Genomic DNA, 15,173 nt, shown 5'->3' with positions numbered 1-15,173 from the left:
GCCGTGGACCCGGTGATCATCGTCGGAGCGGGGCCCGTCGGGCTCACGCTCGCCCTGGCGCTCGCCCGCCAGGAGGTGCCGTCGGTCGTCCTGGACGAGGGCCCCGGCAAGGACGAACCCCGGCTGGCGCGCACCGTCGTCCTGCGGGAGGACACCGCCGCCCTCGTCGCCCGGCTGACCGGCGCGCCCCTGGGGGGAGCGGCCCTGCGCTGGACCGGCTGGCGCTCGCTGCGCCGCAAGCAGACGATGCGCGAGATCACGTTCGACGCCGCCGAACCCGGCCCCGTCCACCTCGCCCAGCACGTCCTGACGGGCGCCCTGCGCGCGCGTGCGGGAAGCGAACCGCTGGTCAAGCTGGTCACGGACAGCCGCCTCGACGGCCTCGAACAGGAGCCGTCCGGGGTCACCGCGCACACCCGTGGCCCCAAGGGCACCTGGTGGCGCGGGAGTTACCTGATCGGCTGCGACGGACCGCGCTCGACGGTGCGAAAACTTCAGGACATTCGTTTCCCCGGCCGCACCGCCGTGGAACGACACGCCGTGGCGGCGCTGCGGGCGGAACTTCCGTGGGCGGGTCAGGCGTTGATCCATCGGATGCCGCCGTGGCGGACGTCCGGACCGTCGGCCGGGGAGGTCACCGCCCGCCCCCTCCCGGACGGCGTCTGGCGCCTGGACTGGCTGCTTCCGCCCGGCAAGGACCTCGTCACGCCCGAGCTGCTGGTGGCCCGGGTCCGCGAGACCCTGACCGGCTGGTGCGGCGGCTCGCCCCCGCCGTACGAGCTGCTGGACACCGGGGTGCACACCGTGCACCACCGCCTGGCCCGGCGCTGGCGGGCCGGCCGGGTCTTCCTCGCGGGGGACGCGGCGCACCTGCTGGGCGCGTTCGGCACGCAGGGGCTCGACGAGGGCCTGTGCGACGCCGACAGCCTCGCCTGGAAGCTGGCGGCGGCCTGGCACCACGGCCCGCGCGAGGCCCTGCTCGACAGCTACCAGACGGAGCGCCGCGCGGCCGTCGCCGCCCGCCTGCGCGCGGCCGACCAGTCGCTGACCCTGCGCGGCGGCGGCAAGCTCCGCGCGTACGTCCCCGGCGCCGCCCGGGGCCACGACGCGCTGCTCACCGACGGCCACCTGGGCCGCGGCGCGCTCGGCGCCCCGGCCGACCACGCGGACTCCCCGCTCGCCCCCCGGCACCTGGAGGCGGAGGTCCCGGTCGACACCCCGCCCGGCGCCCCCGTCACCGACGTCCGCGTCACCGCCGAGGACGGCACCTTCGTCCGCCTGCACGACCGCCTGGGCCGCCGCGCCCTCCTCGTCGTCCTGATCGCCCCCGGCACCGGCGTCTGGGAGCGCAAGCACTGGGTCGGCGCCGGCCTCATGCCCCGCCTCGCCGCCTCCGTCGCCGCCCTGCCGTACCCGGCGGAACTCCTGGTCGCGGAGAGCTATCCCGGGGCGCCGGCCCACACGGTCCTGCTGATCCGCCCCGACGGCCACCTGGTGGCCGCCCTGAACGGCGTCCGCCCCGCGGACCTGTACGCGGCGGCGGACGCGGCGATGGGCGGCGGCGAACGGGAGGAAACGGCGACGGCGGAGCCGGAGGCGGAGAGCGAGACGGAGACGGCGGGGGCGAAGTGAGGGGGTGAGAGGTGGCCGTGCGCGCCCCACCGTCCGCATGCTGAAGGCTGGTTGACCGCCCTTCCCGGACATGGTCTACTCCGCTCGTGACCGACACCTGTGTGCGCCTGTGGCGGAGGGTCCATATGGACCTCGTCCGCTACGCGGGCTGCGTGTGTCGCCCGTCCTGCTGATTTCGCCCTTCCCCTTGTGCGCCGCCGCACCCGAGCGCGCCTCCGCGAACCCTCACCAGGACGGCACTCATGTCCGCAGCCCCCGCTTCCCCCACCCCCGTCACGGCGGCCCCCACCCAGGCCGACCTCCTCGACTTCGTACGCCGCACCGCGGCCGACGCCGAGCTGATCGCGTCGCTCCCGCTCGACCCCGAGGGCCGCACCTGGATCCGCCTGGAGGGCCCCGGCGGCAGCGAGGCGTGGCTCATCGGCTGGCCGCCCGGCACGGGCACCGGCTGGCACGACCACGCCGACTCCGTGGGCGCGTTCCTCACCGCGCGGGGCGAGCTCAAGGAGCACTCCCTGGCGGCCCGGCTGCCCACGGACGGCTGGAAGACCCTGGAGCTGACCGAGGACGTGGACCGCGAACGCAGGCTCCCGGCGGGCGAGGGCCGCGCCTTCGGCCGCCACCACGTCCACGAGGTCCTCAACGAGTCCCCCGACCGGCACGCGATCTCCGTCCACGCCTACCACCCCCCGCTCCCCCAGATCCGCCGCTACAGCCGCACCGGCCCCGTCCTGCGCCTGGAGCAGGTGGAACGCCCGGAGGACTGGCAGTGACCCCGCAGGGCATAGACGAACTGCTGGAGCGGGTGCGGGCCGGATACGACCGGGTGACCCCCCAGGAGGCGTACGACGCCGCGGAGGCGGGCGCCGCCCTCTTGGTGGACATCCGGTACGCCGCTCTGCGGGAGCGGGACGGGGTCATCCCGGGCGCCGTGATCGTCGAGCGCAACGAGCTGGAGTGGCGCCTGGACCCCCAGGGCAGCCACCGCCTCCCCGAGGCGGACAGCCACGACCTCCAGGTGATCGTCATCTGCAACGAGGGCTATGCCTCCAGCCTCGCCGCCGCCTCCCTCCACCAGCTGGGCCTGCACCGGGCGACCGACCTGACCGGCGGCTTCCAGGCATGGCGGGCGGCCGGGCTGCCGGTGACGAGGTAGCGGGGTAGCGCAACCCCCGTACGGGCGAGGCGAGTTCACGGACCGCCCGCTTCGGGCGTCCCCCCGACGCCGGACCGGAAGCGATCGACGCCCCACCACTGTGCTCGAACCGACCACCGCCGGCAAAGACTCAGCACCCCTCACTTCACTCCTGTCACTCCTGCCCACTGTCGAGGAAGTCGGTCTCCTCGCCCTCCGCCTCCAGGGCCTGGCGGACCACTCGGAGGGCGAGGCCCTCGGGGTAGCCCTTGCGGGCGAGCATGCCGGCGAGCCGACGCAGCCGTTTGTCGCGGTCGAGCCCCCGCGTGGAGCGCAGTTTGCGGGCCACGAGCTCGCGGGCGGTGGCCTCCTCCTGCTCGGAGTCGAGCTGGGCGACGGCCTCGTCGACGATCGCGGCGTCGACGCCCTTGGTCCGCAGCTCCCGGGCGAGCGCCCGCCGGGCCAGCCCCCGGCCGTGGTGCCGGGACTCCACCCAGGCGTCCGCGAAGGCGCCGTCGTCGATCAGCCCGACCTCCTCGAACCGCGACAGCACCTCTTCCGCGACCTCGTCCGGGATCTCCCGCTTGCGCAGGGCGTCCGCGAGCTGTCTGCGGGTACGCGGGGTCCCGGTGAGCAGGCGCAGACAGATCGCCCGAGCCCGCTCAGCCGGGTCCGCGGGGGCCTGCCCCTTCCCGGCCCTCGACGGGTCGGCGGCACCCCCGTCCTCGGCGGACCGCCCACCGGACGGCTCCCCGAAGCCACGGTTCCTCCCTCGACGGCGCCCGCGCGCTCCGCCGCCGTCACCCGAGCGCTCCTCCTGGAGCCACCCGCCGTCGCGCTCCTCGACCCCCCAGTCAGGGCCGGCGCCCTCGCCCCCGCCGCCCGGGAAGGCGCCGGAGGCGGAGTACTCGGCCCATTCGGTTCGTCGTGTCACGGCAGATCAGCTCTTGGCGGCCGCGGCCTTGGTCCGGGCGGCCTTGGCGGCGGGGGCGGGCACCGTCTTGGCCGCGTCGTCCTCGGCACCGGTGTCGGCCGCCGCACCCGAAGCGTCCGCGCCCGGAGCGGCGGGCTGCTCCGGACGCACGCCCACGCCCAGCTTCTCCTTGATCTTCCGCTCGATCTCGTTGGCGAGGTCGGGGTTGTCCTTCAGGAAGTTACGGGCGTTCTCCTTGCCCTGCCCGAGCTGGTCGCCCTCGTACGTGTACCAGGCACCGGCCTTGCGGACGAAGCCGTTCTCCACACCCATGTCGATCAGACCGCCCTCGCGGCTGATGCCCTGGCCGTAGAGGATGTCGAACTCGGCCTGCTTGAAGGGCGGCGCGACCTTGTTCTTGACGACCTTGACGCGGGTGCGGTTGCCCACCGCGTCCGTGCCGTCCTTCAGGGTCTCGATACGGCGGATGTCGAGCCGCACCGAGGCGTAGAACTTCAGCGCCCGGCCACCCGTCGTCGTCTCCGGCGAGCCGAACATGACGCCGATCTTCTCGCGGAGCTGGTTGATGAAGATCGCGGTGGTCTTCGACTGGTTCAGCGCGCTCGTGATCTTCCGCAGCGCCTGGCTCATCAGGCGGGCCTGGAGACCCACGTGACTGTCACCCATCTCGCCCTCGATCTCCGCGCGCGGCACGAGCGCCGCCACGGAGTCGATGACGATCAGGTCCAGCGCGCCGGAGCGGACCAGCATGTCCACGATCTCCAGCGCCTGCTCGCCGTTGTCCGGCTGCGACAGGATCAGGTTGTCGATGTCGACGCCGAGCTTGCGCGCGTACTCGGGGTCCAGCGCGTGCTCCGCGTCCACGAACGCGACCTGCCCGCCGGCCTTCTGCGCGTTCGCCACCGCGTGCAGCGTCAGGGTCGTCTTGCCGGAGGACTCCGGTCCATAGACCTCGACGACACGGCCACGAGGCAGCCCGCCGACGCCCAGCGCCACGTCGAGCGCGGTGGACCCGGTCGGGATCACCTCGATGGGCTCCATGGACCGCTCGCCCATGCGCATGACCGCGCCCTTGCCGAATTGCCGTTCAATCTGCGCGAGTGCGGCGTCCAGCGCCTTCTCGCGGTCAGTGCCTGCCATGGGTTCCACCCGATTTGCTTGAGTCGATCGCTTCACGTCCAAGACGCTAACGCCTGCCACTGACAACGCGCCCCGACGCCGGTCCGGCCTGTGGATAACTCCCTTGCAAATCAACCTAACCAGGCACAAATCACCCACGAGGTTTTCCACAGGCCCCCATACCGGAACCTCAATGAGAATGGATGTTCGATTTCGATGTCAAGCACCACACCCACCCCCAGACACTAAGTTCACACGGCCCACAGACCCGGCAGACACGACACACAACGGCGCGAAGCCCGCGAACGGCGCGGAAGGCAGAACGGCGGGAAGGCGGGGGGGGAGCCCGCGAACGGCGGGAAGGGGACACGGCGGGGGGTGTCCCGCCCGCAGCGTCCGGCGAGAACACCGGTCCCCTCTGAAACAGGGAGGGCCGCCGGACCGAGGACGGGACACCCCCCGCCGGGTCCCCGCCCCACCCACCGGACAAGGCGAACCACCTACCGCCGAAGAGCAGCCCGCACCCGGTCGACAGCCCCGGCAGCACCCCGGCCGCCACCCCCGCCCCCGCCGCCGCCCCCATCCCCGGCCTCCCGCCCCCGCCGCTCCCCCTGCACCCGAGGATCATCGGTGACGTCATACCGCTTCACATACGCCCCAAGGAACGCCTGCAACGTAGCCACCGCGGGAATAGCGATCAACGCCCCCACCGCCCCCAGCAACGCGGTCCCGGCGATCACGGACCCGAACGCGACGGCCGGATGGATGTCCACGGTCCGAGCGGTCAGCTTCGGCTGCAACATGTAGTTCTCGAACTGCTGATACACCACCACGAACACCAACACCCACAGCGCGTACCAGGGATCAACGGTGAACGCGATCAACATGGGCAACGCCCCGGCGAGATACGTCCCGATCGTAGGGATGAACTGCGAGACGACCCCGACCCACACCCCCAGCACCGGCGCGTACGGAACCCCCAGCACCTGGAACAGGATGTAGTGCGCGATCCCGGAGATCAGCGCCATCAGCCCGCGCGAGTACAGATACCCCCCGGTCTTGTCGACGGCGATCTCCCAGGCCCGCAACACCTCGGCCTGCCGGGCCGGCGGCAGCACGGAACACAGCCCCCGCCGCAACCGCGGCCCGTCGGCGGCGAAGTAGAACGAGAACAGCCCGACGGTCAGCAACTGGAAGAGCCCGCCGAGGACTTGGGTCGACACGTCCAGCACACCGGCGGCGGAGTTCTGCGCGTACTTCTTCAGCCAGTCGGAATGCAGCAGCCCCTCCTGGATGTCCACCCGCCGCAACTCGGTGTGGAACGTCGTATTGATCCAGTGGATGACCGAGTCAAGGTATTCGGGAAACCCCTCAACCATCTTGACGATCTGACCGGCGAGCATCGACCCGAGCAATGTGACGAACCCGGCTATGACGACGAGCAACCCGAAGAAGACGAGGAAGGTCGCGAGCCCCCGCCGCATCCCATAGGACGCCATCCAGCTCACGGCGGGCTCGATGGCGAGCGAGAGGAAGAACGCGATCAGGATGTTGATCAGCAGCCCGAGCAGCTGATGGAACGCCCAGGTGCCGAGTTGGAAGAGCCCGAAGAGGACCAGCGCGAGCACCATGGCCCGCGGCAGCCACCGGGGCATCCGCGCCCCCTCTGCGGCCCCTTCGTCCGAGGGCCCCGAGGGCCCGGCGGCTGGGGAAGGAGCGGACGGGGAAGGACCGGACGGGGATGCCTGCGGGGCCGATCGCCCGCTCTCGTCAGTGGGTGCCACACACCAAGTCTCGCCCACCCCACCGGCATCAGGACACTCCCCCCGCGATCTTCGCCCCGGGCCCCGCAGCCGTCGCCCCCGGTCAGTGCCTCTCGCTCGGAACGTTCATCACCCCGCACACCACCCGCCACACGTCCTTCGCGTCCCAGCCGGCCGCCAGCGCCTCGTGCACCGTCCGCCCGCCCAGCTCCGTCATGACGTGATCGCGCGCGAAGGTCTCGGAGTACCCCGTCCCGAAGTGCTCCGCCATCCGCTGCCAGAAGACCGTCAACCGCATGCCCCCAGTATCCCGCGCCCGGGGGTAGCACCAGCCCGTGCGCACGCGCGCGGGCAGCCCACGGGTCGGCGCCGCCGCAGCAGGCGTACGTGAGGCACGAGCACGGACCGCCCGCCGCCCTACCGCCGCGCGCATGGCCGAACCAGGAGCCCCCACTCCCGGCACACTCCCCCCCTCCCGCCCCCGAACCCGCAGGTCAGGCCGATTGTCAGTGCCGGGGTGCAGGATGGACGCATGGTCAGTTCCGGACACCGAGCCCTCGACGGCTTCTCGCCCGCGACCCGCGGCTGGTTCACGGGGGCGTTCTCCGCGCCCACCGCGGCCCAGGCCGGGGCGTGGCAGGCCATCGGGGCGGGCTCGGACGTGCTGGTGGTCGCGCCGACGGGCTCGGGCAAGACGCTGGCCGCGTTCCTGGCCGCGCTGGACCAGCTGGCGTCCACCCCGCCCCCGGCCGACCCGAAGAAGCGCTGCCGGGTCCTGTACGTGTCGCCGCTGAAGGCCCTCGCGGTGGACGTGGAGCGCAATCTCCGCAGCCCCCTGACCGGCATCCGCCAGGAGTCCGTCCGCCTCGGCCTGCCCGAGCCGGAGGTGAAGGTCGGCATCCGCTCCGGCGACACCCCGCCCGCCGAGCGCCGCGCCCTGTCGACCCGCCCCCCGGACATCCTGATCACGACTCCGGAGTCCCTGTTCCTGATGCTGACGTCGGCCGCGCGCGACGCGCTGACCGGCGTCGAGACGGTCATCCTGGACGAGGTCCACGCGGTGGCCGGCACGAAGCGCGGGGCGCACCTGGCGCTGTCCCTGGAGCGGCTGGACGAGCTGCTGCCGCGTCCGGCCCGCCGCATCGGCCTGTCGGCGACGGTCCGCCCGGTCGGCGAGATCGCCCGCTATCTCGCGCCGCGCGGCCGGGTGGAGGTCGTCCAGCCGGAGTCGGGCAAGGAGTTCGACCTGTCGGTGGTCGTCCCCGTGGAGGACCTGGGCGAGCTGGGCGGCTCCCCGGTCGACGACGGCAAGGCCGAGCGCCCGTCGATCTGGCCGCACGTCGAGGAGCGGATCGCGGACCTGGTGCAGGCCCACCGGTCGACGATCGTGTTCGCCAACTCCCGCCGCCTGGCGGAGCGGCTGTGCAACCGGCTCAACGAGATCGCCTACGAGCGGGCCACGGGCGAGCCGCTGGCGGAGCATCACGCGCCGGCCGAGCTGATGGGCGGCTCGGGCGCCGCCCAGGGCGCCCCGCAGGTCATCGCGCGCGCCCATCACGGCTCGGTCTCCAAGGAGCAGCGCGCGCTGGTCGAGGAGGACCTGAAGGCGGGCCGGCTGCCCGCGGTGGTCGCGACGTCCAGTCTCGAACTGGGCATCGACATGGGCGCGGTGGACCTCGTCGTCCAGGTCGAGTCCCCGCCGTCGGTCGCCTCCGGCCTCCAGCGCGTGGGCCGCGCGGGTCATCAGGTGGGCGCGGTCTCCACCGGGGTGGTCTTCCCGAAGTACCGGGGTGACCTGGTGCAGGCGGCGGTGGTCACCGAGCGGATGCGTACGGGCGCCATCGAGTCGCTCAGGGTCCCCGCGAACCCGCTGGACGTGCTGGCCCAGCAGCTGGTCGCGATGGTGTCGATGGACGCCTGGCAGTTCGACGACCTGCTGGCCGCCGTCCGCCGCGCGGCCCCCTTCGCGTCGCTGCCGGAGTCGGCGTTCACGGCGACCCTGGACATGCTCGCGGGCCGCTACCCCTCGGACGCGTTCGCGGAACTGCGCCCGCGCGTGGTGTGGGACCGCGTCACGGGGACGGTGACGGGCCGCCCGGGCGCCCAGCGCCTGGCCGTCACCTCGGGCGGCACGATCCCCGACCGCGGCCTCTTCGGCGTCTTCCTCGCGGGCGCCGACCCCAAGAAGGGCGGCGGCCGGGTCGGCGAGCTGGACGAGGAGATGGTCTACGAGTCGCGCGTGGGCGACGTCTTCACCCTCGGTACGAGCTCCTGGCGCATCGAGGACATCACGCGCGACCGCGTCCTGGTCTCCCCCGCTCCCGGGGTCCCGGGCCGGCTGCCCTTCTGGAAGGGCGACCAGCTGGGCCGCCCGCTCGAACTGGGCCGCGCGGTGGGCGCGTTCCTGCGCGAGGTCGGCGCGCTGCCCGAGGACGACGCCCGGCTGCGCCTGCTCGCGGCGGGCCTGGACGCGTGGGCCGCCGGCAACGTCCTGTCGTACCTAGCCGAACAGCGCGAGGCGTGCGGGCACGTCCCGGACGACCGGACGATCGTCGTGGAGCGGTTCCGGGACGAGCTGGGCGACTGGCGGGTCGTCGTCCACTCCCCCTTCGGCGCCCAGGTGCACGCCCCCTGGGCGCTCGCCCTGGGGGCCCGCCTCGCCGAGCGGTACGGCATGGACGCCCAGGTCATGCACGCCGACGACGGCATCGTCCTGCGGCTGCCGGACGCCGACCTGATGGGCCTGGACCTCCTCGACCAGGAGAAGGCCGGTACCGCGTACGACACCGACCAGGCCCCCGTCGGCGCGCAGGACGTCGTCTTCGACAAGGGCGAGGTCGACCAGGTCGTCACCGACCAGGTCGGCGGCTCGGCCCTGTTCGCCTCCCGGTTCCGTGAGTGCGCCGCCCGCGCGCTGCTGCTGCCCCGCCGCGACCCGGGCCGCCGTACGCCCCTGTGGCAGCAGCGTCAGCGGGCGGCCCAGCTGCTTCAGGTGGCGAGCGAGTTCGGGTCGTTCCCGATCGTCCTGGAGGCGGTCCGCGAGTGCCTCCAGGACGTCTTCGACGTCCCGGGGCTCGTCGAGCTGATGGGCGACCTGGAGTCCCGCAAGGTGCGCCTGGTCGAGGTCACCACCCCGGAGCCGTCCCCCTTCGCGCGCTCCCTGCTGTTCGGCTACGTCGCCCAGTTCCTGTACGAGGGTGACTCCCCGCTCGCCGAACGCCGCGCGGCGGCGCTGTCGCTGGACTCGCGGCTGCTGGCGGAGCTGCTGGGCCAGGCGGAGCTGCGCGAGCTGCTCGACGCCGACGTCCTCGCCGAGCTGGAGCGGGAGCTGCGGTGGCTGACCGAGGAGCGGCGTCTGAGGGACGCCGAGGGGGTCGCCGACGCTCTCCGGGTCCTCGGCCCGCTCACCGACGCCGAGCTGGCCGAGCGCGGCGCCGCACCCCACTGGGCCCAGGAACTGGCGGGCACCCGCCGGGCGATCCGGGTCCGGATCGCGGGCGTGGACCATTGGGCGGCGATCGAGGACGCGGGCCGCCTGCGCGACGCTCTGGGCACCGCGCTGCCGGTCGGCGTCCCGGAGGCGTTCACGGAACCGGTGAAGGACCCCCTGGGCGACCTCCTGGCCCGCTACGCGCGCACGCACGGCCCGTTCACGTCCGCCACGGCCGCCGCCCGCTTCGGCCTCGGCACCGCCGTCACCGAGGGTGCCCTCCAGCGGCTGACGGCGAGCGGACGCGTCGTCCAGGGCGAGTTCCGCCCACCCGTCGCCCACCACCACCCTTCTAACGAGGCGCTTCGCGCCGCCCCTCCTTTTTTGGGCATCGGCCAGGAGTGGTGCGACGCGACGGTCCTACGGCGCCTGCGCCGGCGTTCGCTGGCCGCGCTGCGCCAGGAGCTGGAGCCGGTCGCACCGGCCGCGCTCGCCCAGTTCCTGCCCCAGTGGCAGCACATCGGCAGGAACCACGCCCTGCGCGGCACCGACGGCCTCGTCCGCGCGGTCGAACAGCTCCAGGGCGCCGCCGTGCCCGCGTCCGCGCTGGAGAAGCTGGTCCTGCCCTCGCGCGTGCGGGACTACTCCCCGGCGCTCCTGGACGAGCTGACGGCCGCCGGGGAGGTCGTCTGGGCCGGCGCGGGCGCGCTGCCCGGCAAGGACGGCTGGATCTCCCTCTACCTGGCGGACGCGGCCCCGCTGCTCCTGCCCCCGCCGCACCCCCTGGAGCCGACGGCCCTGCACGAATCGGTCCTCACGGCCCTCTCCGGCGGCTACGGCCTGTTCTTCCGCCAGATCGCCGACCAAGTCCGCGCGACCACCCACCCCGACGCCACCGACCCCCAGCTCGCCGACGCCCTCTGGGACCTGGCCTGGTCCGGCCGGCTCACCAACGACACGCTCGCCCCCCTGCGCGCCCTCCTCGGCTCGGGCCGCACGGCGGGCGCCACGGCCCACCGCGCCCGGCGCACGGTCCCGCGCGGGCGCTACGGCTCGCTCAGCGTCGCCCGCCCCGCGTCCCGCAGCGGCCCCCCGACGGTCGCCGGACGCTGGTCGCTGCTCCCGCCGGCCGAGGGCGAGCCGACGGTCCGCGCCCACGCGCGGGCGCGCGCGCTGCTCGACCGGCACGGGGTGGTGACCCGGGGCGCGGTCGCCGCCGAGGGCGTCGAGGGCGGCTTCTCGGCCGTCTACCGTGTGCTGTCCGTGTTCGAGGAGTCCGGGCAGGCGCGCCGGGGCTACGTCGTGGAGGGCCTGGGCGCGGCCCAGTTCGCGATGGACGGCGCGGTGGACCGGCTGCGCGCGGTGGCCAGCGCCCGCGACCGGGGCGAGGCCCTGCCCGCGCCCGCGCGCACCCCGGCGGACTACGGCTTCCCGGCGAGCGCCGCGCGCGGCCTGACGCCCGCCGAGGACCCCGGCTACGACTGGAGCGCCCCGCCCCCGGCCGACGCGCCGTACGACGACGGACGCGCCCCCCAGCGCCGTAGCGGAAGAACCGGAGTCCCCGGGACACCCGCGTCCCGCGCGGTCGTGCTCGCCGCCGCCGATCCCGCGAACGCGTACGGCGCGGCGCTGTCCTGGCCCGAGCCGCCGGCGGAGGCGGGGCACAAGCCGGGGCGGAAAGCGGGCTCCTTGGTGGTGCTGGTCGACGGGGAACTGGCGCTCTACATGGAGCGCGGCGGCAAGACGCTGCTGGCCTGGCCCGCCGTCGGGGCCGACACCCCGGACGACGATCCGCGGCTGCGCGAGGCGGCGCAGGCCCTGGCGGAGGCGGCCCGCGCGGGGACGCTCGGTACGGTCACGGTGGAGCGGATCAACGGCGCCCAGGCGCTGACCTCTCCCGTCGGCACCGTCCTGGAGAACGCGGGGTTCATCGCCACTCCGCGCGGATTGCGATTGCGCGCATGACAACAAACCGAACAGCACGCGCGCGTACCGCCCCGCCGACACCCCGCCCCGGCAGCATCCTCATGCCACCCTGTCCCCATGCCCGAAGGTGACACGGTCTGGCAGACGGCGAAGCGCCTGCACGACGCCCTCGCGGGCCGGCCGCTGACCCGCTGGGACCTCAGGGTCCCGAAGTACGCGACGACCGACCTCACCGGCCGGACCGTCCTGGACGTCACCCCGCGCGGCAAACACCTCCTGACCCGCGTCGAGGGCGGCCTGACCCTGCACTCGCATCTGCGGATGGACGGCGCCTGGCGGGTGTATGCCGGCGGGGAGCGCTGGAGCGGCGGCCCGGGGCACCAGATCCGGGCGGTGCTGGGGACGGCGGACCGTACGGCCGTCGGCTACCGGCTGACCGTCCTGGACCTGCTGCGCACCCCCGAGGAGGACCGCTGCGTCGGCCATCTGGGCCCCGATCTGCTGGGCCCGGACTGGAACCCCGGGCGCGCCCTCGAAAACCTCCTCAGGGACCCGGCACGCCCCCTGGGCGAGGCGCTGCTGGACCAGCGCAACCTCGCCGGGATCGGCAACATCTACAAGAGCGAGCTGTGCTTCCTGATCGGCGCCACCCCCTGGCTGCCGCTGGGCGCCCTCCCCGCCGACCGCGCGGCCCGGCTCCCCGCCCTCGCCCACCGCCTCCTGGAGGCCAACCGCACCCGCCCGGTCCGCACCACGACCGGCCGCCGCGGCCAGGACGGGCTCTTCGTGTACGGCCGCGCGGACCGCCCCTGTCTGCGCTGCGCGACACCCGTCCGCGCGGGCACCCAGGACGACCGCCCCACCTACTGGTGCCCGTCCTGCCAGACCGGCCCAGCCAATTGACGGACCGTCAGAAATCCTCGTACGGTCGCCTCATGACCCTCAAGGCGTACGACCTCACCGGGCGCACCGCGTTCGTCACCGGCGCCGCGAGCGGCATCGGCCGTGCGAGCGCCGTCCTGCTCGCCGAGGCGGGCGCCACCGTGCACGCGGCGGACCGGGACGCGCCGGGCCTCGCGGAGACGGCGACCCTGGTCAAAGCCGCGGGCGGCACCGCCCGCACCCACCATCTCGACGTCACGGACCGCGCGCGGCTGCGGGAGGCCATGGCGTCCTGCGAGCGGCTGGACGTCCTGGCCGCGATCGCCGGGATCATGCACCGCAGCCCGGTCCTGGAGACCCTCGACGAGGACCTCGACCGGGTGCTGGCCGTCAACTTCAAGGGCGTCCTGTACGCCTGCCAGGAGGCCGCCGCCCTGATGATCGGACAGGGCTCCGGCGGCAGCATCATCACCATGGCGTCCAGCGCCGTCGACGTCAGCAGCCCGGGCCTGCTCTGCTACACGGCGGCCAAGGCGGCCGTCCTCCAGCTCACCCGCACCCTGGCGGCCGAGGCCGGCCCGCACGGCATCCGCGTCAACGCAATCTCCCCCGGCTGGATCCGCACCCCCATGACCGCCCGCCACCCCGACGAGACCCAGGAACGCACCGAGTCCCACATGGCCCGCCGCTCCCCCCTGGGCCGCGTCGGCGAACCCGAGGACGTCGCCCACACCGTCCTGTACCTCGCCTCGGACGCGTCGGCCTTCGTGACGGGCCAGAACCTGCGCCCCAACGGCGGGGTGGCGATGCCGGGGTGAGGACGGCGTACGCCGCCTCCAGCACACCGGAGACGCCTTGACGCGCCGGTGAAAGCGCCCGGCGCACGCCAGCGAAACGCGCCCCTCACCGCCGAACACGCTCCCCCTTCACCCCGATCCACCCCCACTCCCCCGCCAAGCCTCCCGCCACCTCCCCGAGGCGACCACCCCCACCGCCCGCCCCTTGGGCACACAGTGCACCGGCAGCAGACTCAACCCCCACCCCCCGGCAGCCACCGCCCCCTCCACCACCCCGGCCCCCGGCGACACCACCAGCCGCACCACGGCCCACCACCACACCACCCCCAGCACAAACCCACCCCCCAGCCGCACTATTCGCCCAGCCCCAGACCCAGACCCAGCCTCAACCCCAGCCCCCACCTCGCCCCCACCCCCCTCTCCAGCCCCCACCCCACCCGCACGCACCCCCACCCCCTACACGTTCTCCGCCTGGAACATCCAGTGATGCTTCTCCAGATCCGCGGTGATCCCGATGAACAGGTCCTGGCTGACAGGATCCGCATCCCCCGTAGCCCCCACCCGTTCCCTCATACGAGTGATGACGGCCCCCAGCGCCGACACCAGCGCCCCCACCGCGTCGGCGTCCTTCACCCACCCCTCGGCGACCTGCCCGATCCCGCTCCCGGCGGCGACGGTGGACGCCCGCCCGTCCGGCGAGACCCCCAGCGCGGAGGCCCGCTCGGCGACGGTGTCGGAGTGCAGCCGGGCGCTGTCGACGACCTCGTCGAGCTGGAGGTGGACGGACCGGAAGCGCGGCCCGACGACGTTCCAGTGCACCTGCTTGGCGACCAGCGAGAGGTCGATGAGATCGACGAGGGCCCCTTGGAGCGCCTCGGAGACCGTGCGCAAATCAGCATCGGACAGCGGGCTCTTCACGACGTACATCCGCAAAACCTCCGGCGCTCGAAACCGTGCCCCTCCACGATGCGCGCGCCCCGGAACCCCGGCAAACGCAGAAACCCCGGACCCCGCAGCCGAAATCCCCGGCGAAACGCGGAAGCCCCGGCCAGAACCCGAGTCCCCTCGGATCACCCCGGCCGGGGCTCCCCACACACGTACAGACTTCAGGCGGCGACCACGTCGGCCGGCGCCTTGATGGTCACCCGCTCCGGCGGCACACCGGCCACCGAGACGGAACCCAGCATCGGACGCACCGGTGCGGGCACGGGCTGGCTTGGGGTGGCCGCAGCGGACTGGGCCAGCTCGGCGAGGGCGAGCTCGTCGCTCACTTCCCGCATCAGCTCGGACATCCGTACGTCCAGCGCGTCGCAGATCGCGGCGAGCAGTTCGGAGGACGCCTCCTTCTGCCCCCGCTCCACCTCGGAGAGATAGCCGAGTGAGACTCGGGCGGACGAGGAGACTTCGCGCAGAGTACGGCCCTGGCGCTGGCGCTGCCGACGCAGCACGTCACCCAGCAGGCGACGGAGCAGAATCATCGGTGGCTCCCTCCTCGGACCGCGTAGCCGCATCCTTCTCGCCCCACCGTACCGCCTAGCGCTGCGGCCGTGCGGGG

The 15,173-nt window shown here is 73.7% G+C and carries 14 protein-coding genes; 7 read left to right on the top strand and 7 right to left on the bottom strand.

Annotated elements, in window-relative coordinates:
- The first annotated feature begins 3 nt into the window (after positions 1-3).
- The 4 genes from ACYUD3_RS00125 (at position 4) to ACYUD3_RS00110 (ending at position 2,788) form a co-directional block, all read left to right on the top strand.
- Positions 4-1,632, top strand: a complete 1,629-nt coding sequence (locus ACYUD3_RS00125; RefSeq protein WP_470961398.1) for an FAD-dependent monooxygenase — start codon at positions 4-6, stop codon at positions 1,630-1,632.
- A 125-nt stretch (positions 1,633-1,757) separates the two neighbouring features.
- Positions 1,758-1,805, top strand: coding sequence for a hypothetical protein (locus ACYUD3_RS00120; RefSeq protein WP_309506048.1), 48 nt, complete (start codon positions 1,758-1,760; stop codon positions 1,803-1,805).
- 69 nt (positions 1,806-1,874) lie between these two features.
- Positions 1,875-2,405, top strand: a complete 531-nt coding sequence (locus ACYUD3_RS00115) for a cupin domain-containing protein (RefSeq protein ID WP_470961395.1) — start codon at positions 1,875-1,877, stop codon at positions 2,403-2,405.
- Positions 2,396-2,788, top strand: coding sequence for a rhodanese-like domain-containing protein (locus ACYUD3_RS00110; protein ID WP_470963855.1), 393 nt, complete (start codon positions 2,396-2,398; stop codon positions 2,786-2,788). Before ACYUD3_RS00115 ends, ACYUD3_RS00110 begins: the two co-directional genes overlap by 10 nt.
- A 154-nt stretch (positions 2,789-2,942) precedes the next feature.
- Here the strand turns inward: ACYUD3_RS00110 and recX are convergent, their stop codons facing one another.
- The 4 genes from recX to ACYUD3_RS00090 all read right to left on the bottom strand — a co-directional run bounded on the left by recX (position 2,943) and on the right by ACYUD3_RS00090 (position 6,881).
- Entirely contained in the window at positions 2,943-3,701 is a 759-nt protein-coding gene (gene recX / locus ACYUD3_RS00105) for a recombination regulator RecX (RefSeq protein ID WP_470961392.1), read from the bottom strand.
- A gap of 6 nt (positions 3,702-3,707) precedes the next feature.
- Entirely contained in the window at positions 3,708-4,841 is a 1,134-nt protein-coding gene (gene recA, locus ACYUD3_RS00100) for a recombinase RecA (protein ID WP_470961389.1), read from the bottom strand.
- A 479-nt stretch (positions 4,842-5,320) separates the two neighbouring features.
- The gene (locus ACYUD3_RS00095) at positions 5,321-6,475 is read right to left on the bottom strand and encodes an AI-2E family transporter (RefSeq protein ID WP_470961386.1); all 1,155 of its coding nucleotides are present in this window, start codon (positions 6,473-6,475) and stop codon (positions 5,321-5,323) included.
- Positions 6,476-6,686: 211 nt separating this feature from the next.
- Entirely contained in the window at positions 6,687-6,881 is a 195-nt protein-coding gene (locus ACYUD3_RS00090) for a DUF3046 domain-containing protein (RefSeq protein ID WP_470961383.1), read from the bottom strand.
- Between the two features lie 234 nt (positions 6,882-7,115).
- Here ACYUD3_RS00090 and ACYUD3_RS00085 point away from each other — a divergent pair, with 234 nt between their 5' ends.
- The 3 genes from ACYUD3_RS00085 (at position 7,116) to ACYUD3_RS00075 (ending at position 13,639) form a co-directional block, all read left to right on the top strand.
- Positions 7,116-11,978 carry an ATP-dependent helicase gene (locus tag ACYUD3_RS00085; protein WP_470961380.1) on the top strand — a complete coding sequence of 1,621 codons (4,863 nt, stop codon included), beginning with the start codon at positions 7,116-7,118 and terminating at the stop codon, positions 11,976-11,978.
- Positions 11,979-12,056: 78 nt separating this feature from the next.
- Positions 12,057-12,842 carry an Fpg/Nei family DNA glycosylase gene (locus ACYUD3_RS00080; protein ID WP_470961377.1) on the top strand — a complete coding sequence of 262 codons (786 nt, stop codon included), beginning with the start codon at positions 12,057-12,059 and terminating at the stop codon, positions 12,840-12,842.
- A 32-nt stretch (positions 12,843-12,874) separates the two neighbouring features.
- Positions 12,875-13,639, top strand: a complete 765-nt coding sequence (locus ACYUD3_RS00075; RefSeq protein WP_470961374.1) for an SDR family NAD(P)-dependent oxidoreductase — start codon at positions 12,875-12,877, stop codon at positions 13,637-13,639.
- 108 nt (positions 13,640-13,747) lie between these two features.
- Here the strand turns inward: ACYUD3_RS00075 and ACYUD3_RS00070 are convergent, their stop codons facing one another.
- The 3 genes from ACYUD3_RS00070 to ACYUD3_RS00060 form a co-directional block, all read right to left on the bottom strand.
- On the bottom strand, positions 13,748-13,951 hold the full coding sequence (locus tag ACYUD3_RS00070) for a hypothetical protein (RefSeq protein ID WP_470961371.1): 204 nt from the start codon (positions 13,949-13,951) through the stop codon (positions 13,748-13,750).
- 123 nt (positions 13,952-14,074) lie between these two features.
- A complete protein-coding gene (locus ACYUD3_RS00065; protein ID WP_470961368.1) occupies positions 14,075-14,545 on the bottom strand; it encodes a Dps family protein in 471 nt (156 codons plus the stop codon).
- A gap of 179 nt (positions 14,546-14,724) precedes the next feature.
- The gene (locus tag ACYUD3_RS00060; protein ID WP_470961365.1) at positions 14,725-15,096 is read right to left on the bottom strand and encodes a helix-turn-helix domain-containing protein; all 372 of its coding nucleotides are present in this window, start codon (positions 15,094-15,096) and stop codon (positions 14,725-14,727) included.
- Between the last annotated feature and the right edge of the window lie 77 nt (positions 15,097-15,173).

The sequence above is a fragment of the Streptomyces sp. AMJ-169 genome, assembly GCF_055597585.1.
Note: the sequence above shows the minus strand (reverse complement) of the source record. Positions and strands in the feature narration are given on the sequence as shown.

Excerpts from the sequence above, each read along its gene's own strand:
- ACYUD3_RS00090 (WP_470961383.1), bottom strand. The coding sequence starts at position 6,881 with ATGCGGTTGACGGTCTTCTGGCAGCGGATGGCGGAGCACTTCGGGACG.
- ACYUD3_RS00080 (WP_470961377.1), top strand. The coding sequence starts at position 12,057 with ATGCCCGAAGGTGACACGGTCTGGCAGACGGCGAAGCGCCTGCACGAC.
- ACYUD3_RS00095 (WP_470961386.1), bottom strand. The coding sequence starts at position 6,475 with ATGCCCCGGTGGCTGCCGCGGGCCATGGTGCTCGCGCTGGTCCTCTTC.
- ACYUD3_RS00075 (WP_470961374.1), top strand. The coding sequence starts at position 12,875 with ATGACCCTCAAGGCGTACGACCTCACCGGGCGCACCGCGTTCGTCACC.
- ACYUD3_RS00115 (WP_470961395.1), top strand. The coding sequence starts at position 1,875 with ATGTCCGCAGCCCCCGCTTCCCCCACCCCCGTCACGGCGGCCCCCACC.
- ACYUD3_RS00060 (WP_470961365.1), bottom strand. The coding sequence starts at position 15,096 with ATGATTCTGCTCCGTCGCCTGCTGGGTGACGTGCTGCGTCGGCAGCGC.
- recA (WP_470961389.1), bottom strand. The coding sequence starts at position 4,841 with ATGGCAGGCACTGACCGCGAGAAGGCGCTGGACGCCGCACTCGCGCAG.
- ACYUD3_RS00065 (WP_470961368.1), bottom strand. The coding sequence starts at position 14,545 with ATGTACGTCGTGAAGAGCCCGCTGTCCGATGCTGATTTGCGCACGGTC.
- ACYUD3_RS00085 (WP_470961380.1), top strand. The coding sequence starts at position 7,116 with ATGGTCAGTTCCGGACACCGAGCCCTCGACGGCTTCTCGCCCGCGACC.